3 protein-coding genes are annotated in these 8567 nt (G+C 45.3%); 1 reads left to right on the forward strand and 2 read right to left on the reverse strand.

The genetic code is table 11. The features are described from left to right. Window positions 1-55: 55 nt before the first annotated feature. Window positions 56-3310: a S41 family peptidase gene (locus tag KUV50_RS15595; RefSeq protein ID WP_222581111.1), complete on the reverse strand. Its 3255-nt coding sequence runs from the start codon at window positions 3308-3310 to the stop codon at window positions 56-58. A 342-nt stretch (window positions 3311-3652) separates the two neighbouring features. After that, window positions 3653-5518 (reverse strand): tRNA uridine-5-carboxymethylaminomethyl(34) synthesis enzyme MnmG, encoded by a 1866-nt coding sequence (gene mnmG, locus KUV50_RS15600; RefSeq protein ID WP_222581112.1) that lies wholly within the window; start codon window positions 5516-5518, stop codon window positions 3653-3655. A 717-nt stretch (window positions 5519-6235) separates the two neighbouring features. Between mnmG and KUV50_RS15605 the strand changes: the two genes are divergently transcribed. After that, window positions 6236-8567 (forward strand): hypothetical protein (locus KUV50_RS15605; RefSeq protein WP_222581113.1); only part of this gene is annotated, 2332 nt, incomplete at its 3' end.

Here is an 8567-nt window from a genome sequence, read left to right on the forward strand (position 1 = left end):
TTGCGCATAATGTTTGAGAAAACAAAGGTACTTAAAATTTCATTGTAGCGGCGGGTTAGTTTCTTTTTTCAACCGCCGGAGGTTCAGGGACCGCTGGGGGACTATCGGCGATAGCTTTGAGCAGATATCCCACAGCAGCTTTGAGCTGTGGATCATTCCCCCGGGCTAGCGCACTGGGATCTTCGGGAATGTAAATGTCCGGTTCTACACCATGGCCCTCCGGGAACCAGGTCTGATCGGGATTGTACATTCTGAATGTCGGTGCAGTTACGCTACCGCCATCCACGAGAGTAGGGGTTCCTGTAATCCCGATCAGCCCACCCCAGGTTTTGGTGCCGATCAGTGGTCCAATTCCGGCTTTTCGAAAGTAATCCGGAAAGGCATCACCACCGGAACCTGACCAGCCATTGATTAACATAGCCTTTGGACCAAAATGCGCAGTTGGAGGCCAGGACCAGGTCGCTCCGTCCCGTACATCCCAATAAGCCAATGCCGGTCGGTTGAGCAATTCTATAAACCGATCGGGAATCTGTCCTCCATTATTGAACCGTTCGTCGATCACCAGGGCTTTTTTGTTGATTTGGCCATAAAACATACGCACCAATTCTTTTTGGCCATCCAGACCGGTACTTGGCACATACACATACCCAATCTGCCCGTCAGAAGCCTCATCGACATATTTTCTATTTTGTTCTATCCAAGCCAGATTTCGTAGCCGTGTTTCGGAGGCCATGGTGTTGACGTAAACTGTATTACGGTGGGTGCCGGATGCATCATCGCTGATGACCAGTGCCACTGTTTTTCCGGCTAATCCTTCAAATGCGGCATATGGATTTTTGAATTGTGCCAGCTCCAGGCCGTTAACTTCCAATATGTATTGACCTTCTTTCACGCCGATTCCCGGTGCATCAAGCGGAGACCGTACTTCGGTATCCCAGGCGGCCGGACGGATTATCTTTGCAATTTTGTATGCACCCTGATCCATTGACCAGTTAATGCCGAGATACCCTACCGGAGTATTCTTTGATTCTTCCGTGTCGCCCCCGCTTCGATAGGTGTGTGAAGCATTTAATTCCCCGATTAGTTCGCCGATCAGGTAATTTAGGTCGGTTCTGGAATGTGCATGCTCCACCAGATTGCCATATTTGGCTTTCATCTCATCCCAGTCCACACCGTGAAGATTTTGATCATAAAAATAGTCTCGTTCGATGCGCCAGACATCGTTAAATATTTGTTTCCATTCCTTTTTAGGATCCACCCATGTCTGGATTTGATCCAACGGCACTATTTTTTCTAGTTTTTTTCCTTTACCGGGAGCTATGAATCCCATTTTTCCTCGGGTCCCCGTAAGGATTTTCTGGTGATCTGCCGTGAATTGATAAAAACTAATTCCGGAAATTACAGTTTCTTCTTTTTTGTCTTTAAGGTCAAAATATTGTAAGCGGGTCTTTCCATCGATTTCGCCTTTGACAGGTCGGCGCAGGTAATACACTTTATTATCTGTCAAATAAGGATGGGAGATATTTCCGGGTGCCAGTGGAAGGATGATCATTCGAGATTCCATGCCTTCAAAATCAATCCGGAGCTGGTCTTTGGTGGTATCCTGGTCGATGGAATCCTTTTTCTTTTCTTTGGTTGTGCTGGTATTGATCGTTACAGAATCGTTTTCAGCCAGGAACGGTGACCTCTCTTCTTTATCCAATGGAATGAGTGCAATCTGACTGCTGTTAACATAAACCCAGGAATTGTCAAATGAGCTGTATTGGGGTGAGAATCGTTGATTGGTCTGGAGTACCAAGAATTTATTATCCGTTGAAAAAGCGGGTTGGGTACAATTGTAAAAGCCAGAAGTCACCTGGTGTTTTTTTTGTTTTTTGGTGTCATAAATAAAAATGGCATTTTGCCGATTGGTTAGCCCCCGGTCATAAACCAGGTATCTGCTGTCACCGGACCAGCTTATTTTAAAATTATCCAAGGCACCCTGGAATAAATAAAGCCCTTGGTCTATGCGGTGAATCTGATTTGTTTCTGTGTCGATCCAATGCAGAACCATGTCCTGGCCGATCCAGGCTAGTTTTTTACTATCGGGGGACCAGAATGGTTGGTATTTAAATCCTGTTTTAAAATGAGTGAGTGAAGTTGTTTCATTGCCTTGATGATCGGCGATCATGAGTTGATACTCCCCGCTTTGATCACTCCAATAGGCCCATTTGGAACCGTCCGGACTCCAGGCCGGATAACGCTCAGCACTGCCGGAAGAAGAGGTCATGTTTCGTACTGCGCCTTTTTCGGCCGGCAGGGTGAATATATCGCCCCGGGCTTCGACCAGAACGCGATTTCCATCCGGAGATGGAGATACGTTTTGCAACAAGGCTGAAACATTTTTTAGTTGAGGCCTGGTATTAATAAAATCATCAACAATGGTGATATCCACCTTATTATAACGGTGTGTGTGAAGATCCAGCAAATAAATACTTCCACCGGCCTCAAATACAATATCGTCTGGTCCCAGTGCTGGCAAATGTATGTCATAGTCCCGGAATTCTGTAATCTGTTTGTGCTTCTTTGTGTCGGTATCGTAGGCCCATATATTCGCCCGTTTGTGTTGGCCGCGATCCGACAGGTAATAAATGGTATTCTCATGCCACATAGGCAGTTCGTCATTGTGATCACTACGAGTGATGTTCTCCGAGGTGTAGTTGTTCCGGTCAAAAATGAAAATGTCTGCAGCCATGCCGCCCCGGTACCGCTTCCAGGTGCGTGTGATTCGGCTTTTGTAGGTGAATGCCAGGTTTTTTCCATCGGGAGAGAAGGAACCGAACTCGGCGTGTTCCAACGCTAGTGGAATGGGAAGACTGCCTTCAGCAGAAACTCTGAAAAACTGGTTGTATCGTTGTTTGCCACTGTACCGCGACGAAGCGAATAAAAGACTATCACCGGACGGGTACCACTCTACCACCCGATCAGACATACCGTGGTGGGTCAGGCGCTGCGGATTCCCACCGTGGGTATTTATAGTGTAGATGTCCGTATTTCCGTCGTAGTTGGCTGAAAAGGCAATTTGGTGGCCATCCGGAGAAAAGCGGGGGTAGGTTTCCGGACCCTCTGGAGAGCTTAATCGATACGCCTGACCACCGGTTTTTGATACCAGCCACAAATCGTTTGCAAAACTAAATACGATGTGTTCAGCTGATACATCCGGGTACCGGTAGATGTGGTCTTGGGCTGTAGCCGATGATGCTGCCAGGTATAGAGCTGCTACAATGTGGAAAATAAAAAGGCAGTGTGAATAGAGGTTCTTGGTTTTCATATGATAAGGTGATTTAAATGAGCTTGCATTTCGTATCTTTGACGGGCTATTGAAAAATTGTGGTGCGTGTTATAAAATATTGTATTTTCATATTTGCTCTAATCCCGCATCCTGTCCTTGCCTCAATGTCGTGTCAAAAATCAACAAACCTCCCTCAAGAATATTCGGTGATACTGAATTAATAGACCCGGAAGGCTGATTTCGATGTATATCATAACCTGTGAGTGTGTAAACACCACTACAGACTACACAACTATTTTATTTTATCCAACCGATCCCTTCGTCGTTAATATATCCGAAGCCCATAGTGCATAAAATGTGGCAAACACACATTTATCTTGTCTACCGGCCCATGTGTACGAGCAAGACTGAAATGTCAGCGGGTGAAACGCCCGAAATCCGGCTCGCTTGACCGATATTCATGGGTTTTGAAGCCATTAGTTTTTCACGTCCTTCCATGGATAGGGAGGATATTTTGTGATAATCTACGTTTTCACCCAGACTGACTTCTTCCAGTCGCTTGTGTTTTTGGGCCTGCTCCAATTCTTTTTTGATGTATCCACTGTATTTCATTTCGATTTCTGCACTATTGATGGCTTCTTCGCTTTCTTGATTCAAAAAATCATCCAACGGATTCAAATAGGGGCGTAGGTCTTCAAAATGAACATTGGGCCGAAGAATAAGCGTTTCCAGTTTAATTTTTTGAGGTAATGGTGAACTGTTAATGGTCTCCAGGTAGGGATTAATCAGTCCGGGTTCCACACTAAAGTCGCGTGCAAAATGCTCAATCCTGGAAATAGCGTCCAGTTTTTGTCGGGTCTGCGCCATGCGCTCCTCCATGCCTTGCATACCTAAAGCTGCTACTTTGGGCGTTAATCGGATATCAGCATTGTCTTGTCTGAGTAAAATACGGAATTCAGCTCTGCTGGTAAACATGCGATAGGGTTCATCGGTTCCCTTGTTGACCAGATCATCAATTAACACACCGATGTAGCTGTCGTAGCGGGTTAATACAAAAGGTTCTTCTTCCTGTATTTTGAGATGAGCATTAATCCCTGCCATAAGGCCTTGGCCGCCAGCTTCTTCATAGCCGGTGGTGCCATTGATTTGTCCGGCGAAGAAAAGATTTGAAATGCGTTTGGTTTCGAGATTGTGTTTAAGCTGTTGAGGTGGAAAGAAGTCATATTCAATGGCGTAGCCCGGTCGAAACATTTTAACATCCTCGAATCCCTCTATTTTTTTCAGTGCTTTATATTGTACATCTTCCGGTAAGGAGGATGAAAATCCATTAACATAGATTTCGCAGGTATGTCGTCCTTCCGGTTCTATAAATAACTGATGTCGGTTCCGGTCAGCAAACCGATCTATTTTATCTTCAATGGACGGACAATATCTGGGGCCAATGCCTCTGATGCGACCGTTGAACATGGGGGAATCCTTAAAGCCTTTTTTTAATTCATCGTGTACCTCCGATGAGGTATAAGTGATGTGGCAGGGGATTTGATTTTTCAGGACGGGGGTTTGTGTGAAAGAGAATTTATTAGGATGTTCATCTCCGGGTTGTATTTCCATGCGATCCCAGTGCAATGAACGGCCATCTACCCGGGGCGGAGTCCCTGTCTTCATGCGACCGCTCTCAAATCCGAGTTCTTCCAACTGGGCAGTAATCCCTTTGGCTGCGCGTTCTCCGGCACGGCCGCCCCCCATTTTTTTTGCGCCTATATGGATGAGTCCGTTGAGAAAGGTACCATTGGTGAGAATGACTGTTTTTGATGGAATTTCCAGGCCCAGCGAGGTCCGCACCCCATAGACTCGGTTGTCCCGAACTATTAATCCGGTGACCATTTCCTGCCAAAAATCAATCAATGGGTGACTTTCCAGCATTTGACGCCATTTGGAGGCAAATTCCATGCGGTCTGATTGAGCCCGTGGACTCCACATAGCGGGCCCTTTGGATCTGTTGAGCATACGAAACTGAATCATGGTATGGTCTGTAACAATCCCTGTATAGCCATTCATAGCATCCATTTCCCGGACAATCTGGCCTTTGGCGATCCCGCCGATGGCGGGATTGCAGGACATCTGGGCTATGGTGTTCATGTTCATGGTGACCAACATAACCTTTGATCCCATGTTGGCTGCAGCTACAGCTGCTTCGCAACCAGAGTGACCTCCACCGACGACAATTACATCATATTCTGCAAACATAGGTATTCTATACTATTGATAATGAACTGCAAAAATACGGTTTTTTGAAGATATTATCGATAAAATTGAGATTCTATTTCGACATATTAAAAATTATAATAATGTGTAATTATCGTGTGATATGGTCGATATCTTGATTTGAAATGTTAAAAAAGATATTTAACGTTTTTAGATGGGTGTAATATTGGCCATTAATGTCAACTTATTATACCTTTGTGCAGTGACGGAAGACGAGTGTAATAAGCAAAGGTGTGCACCCGGCGCGTACGCTAAAAAGTTTTTCCAGGGAGGAGTTTGAAGATATCAAATTTCTTCTATATGATTAAATATCTAAAACCAGTGATATGTATTGCGTTGTTTTTAATGGTATTTAATTCTGAAATAAAAAATATATGAATTTTTGCATTAAATATTTTTTAGTTTGATGTTTTATGTCTAAATTTATTCCCTGTGACGGAACAGGTGGTCTGTTTTCGGAGCGAGAATTAGAAATTAGACATGTTATTGTCCCATTTTAAAACCAAAAACTGTTGATGAGAAGACCCTTACTTTTACCATTAATTTTGCGGGTAGTTAATTCAATAAGAAGCGCTGAGCAAGCTTTTTCTAAGGAGAAAGGTTTGTTTGGTTTTTTGTAATTTGGAATTATTGTTTATTTATTTTATTTACATAACTTATTTTAAGAACCGATTGTTTAATCAACCAAAACTAGAACTCATGAAAAAGACGAATTTTACAACAATTCAGCCATCGTGGTGTCTGGGCTCAAACTGGCTCAAGGGCATAGTCCCCTTGCTCGCCTTGTTTGTGCTCGCGCTGCCGATGCAAACCCAGGCGCAGCAAGCGCCAAACTGCTCCAACTTCTCTCCTGCCATTGATGAAAGTGGCGATATTGAAGTTGGTGCCGATGATTATGTCACCAACCACGCAGGGGTGACTTACCCTGTGACAGTTACTGTTTACAACCAGTGGGGTGGGGTGTTGTCTGGCTTCCCTGTGGAGCTGGCTGATGCTGATGCTACGCACACATGGAATGTATGTAGTTACCTTGGTAAAAACCTGGACTACTCAGTTCGGAACGACGTAGGGAATTGTACGCAAGGGGTTATTAACCTCAATGGTACACCTGGCGTGGTCCTGACTTCTGCTTTGGGAACCAAAGTTACAGGACCTCATGTGACAGATAATAAAATTAATGTGTATTGCGGAAGCATTCCTGCGCCATCTATGCACGTGCCGACAGCAAGTGCTCCTTGCGGTGGAAGCGCGACTGCTCCGAAAGTACAGCCGGATTGGGTGATGATGCCCAATGCGTGTGGCGAAGGCGATACAGCGAAAGTCATCTGGAGAACTTGGGAGTCGTACGATAAGAATGGTCAGTTGACTACGCTTACTGATACGATTGTCGTATTCCGATTGCCGGAATTGACACCGGAAGCTTTCCTGGCGAATGCTGAAGATTCTTTCTTCTGCGAGCTGGAGCCTGTAGTGGACGAAGGCGACGCTTTGAAGCGTTATGCAGCCTGGAAGCAGCCTGTAGGTATTCATGATTATGAGTACGCGCATTCCAAATTGGGTGGTGTGATCTATGATCTGCCATTGACAGTAATAGAAGCTGGTCTGGATCACGCGTGGGACCAGGGACCGAAAATATTTGCTGAGTACTTAGAGTGTGTGATTCTGCAAAAAGCAGATGGTACGCAAGTAACCATTAAAGACATCATTACTGGCGATTACGGTGATGATGTAATAGCAAATGCAACTCCAGAACAAATAGGTTATGGTTTGCTTCACGAAATTCTTGAAGGCGGTGTATCGCCAACTTCTTGGAACTATGGAGGTACGAACTATACTTTTGTACCTTACTTGTTGTTGGAGGAAGGTGATTTAGTCTTATCTGAAGGTGGAACCTTTGTTAAGGTGGATTCGAAGTGGTTCTATAATGGTCACGGTAACAGTCCTTTCTGGTTCTCCGGAGGCTGGCCTTCCATCTATGGAAGCGGTGACTGTGTGAGCTATTGCGATGTAGGAGCAGGTGAAAAGTTCGATTGCGTACGTGTGCTCGTGCCTGGTTTGACCATCGCAGAAGGGATTTCTACGAATCCTGAGCTTTGTCAGGATATTTGCTTGAAAGAAGGTGTACACTGCGGTATTCAGATCCGTCAGGAATCTGCGGACTGGTCTGGAAGCTGTCCTCAGACACGTGGTTTGGACACGTATGTAACACAGACGTGCTGGGCTACTACGCCTAATTCTTGTGCAATTCAATCTGAGATACCAAGCGAAGCTGTAGTAGATTATGACGCGACTGATAAGTCGATCAAGATTCACATCAGCGAATGGCAGACACTTGTTGACACCATGGGACCAATCTTTGACTTCTGCTACCCGGCTGACTGGGATCAGGAAGAGATTCAGGAATCTATCCGTGACGGTGTACAATATGGAGGTGCAGCTGAATGGGAATTTAGTAACCCAACGACCTACCGAGTAGGAACACATGAGTGTGCTGCTGAAGTATATGTACCATCTGTACAGGTGGTTGATAACTGCAGTGGTGTTCATGCTGTGAAAGCGATGGTCGAAGTACAAGGTGGAACTCGTGCCGTAGCACTTGAGTTGACCAATACCGAGACGAAAACATTGGCTAGTGGAGAAGAATGTATCGTATATACTTACTCGCACACGGCTGATCCAATCACGATCCCTTTCAGTGGATGTGATGGTGAATTGACTGAAGTAGTATATGAAGCTGCAGATAACTGCTGGAATCAAAGCACATGGAGCAAATTCATCCGTGTAACAGACGATGTACCTCCGACAGTAGTTGTAGATCGCAACCTGAATGTAACCTTGGCTGACAAGATTGCGTGGGTTCCTGCGGTTAACTGGGACGAAGGAAGCTGGGACAACTGTGCGATCGATCTTCGATTGGGACGACGCAGTGACTGGTGGACGGAGACAGCCATGGTTGATCTTTGTGCTGAGCTAGGTCCGAATGCACCGTATGACAACTGGGTTGACCTGTTGGATGACCTGGGTGTAGACC

The sequence above is a fragment of the Membranihabitans marinus genome (genome assembly GCF_019802045.1).
GTDB classification, from domain to species: Bacteria; Bacteroidota; Bacteroidia; order Chitinophagales; family Saprospiraceae; genus Membranihabitans; species Membranihabitans marinus_A.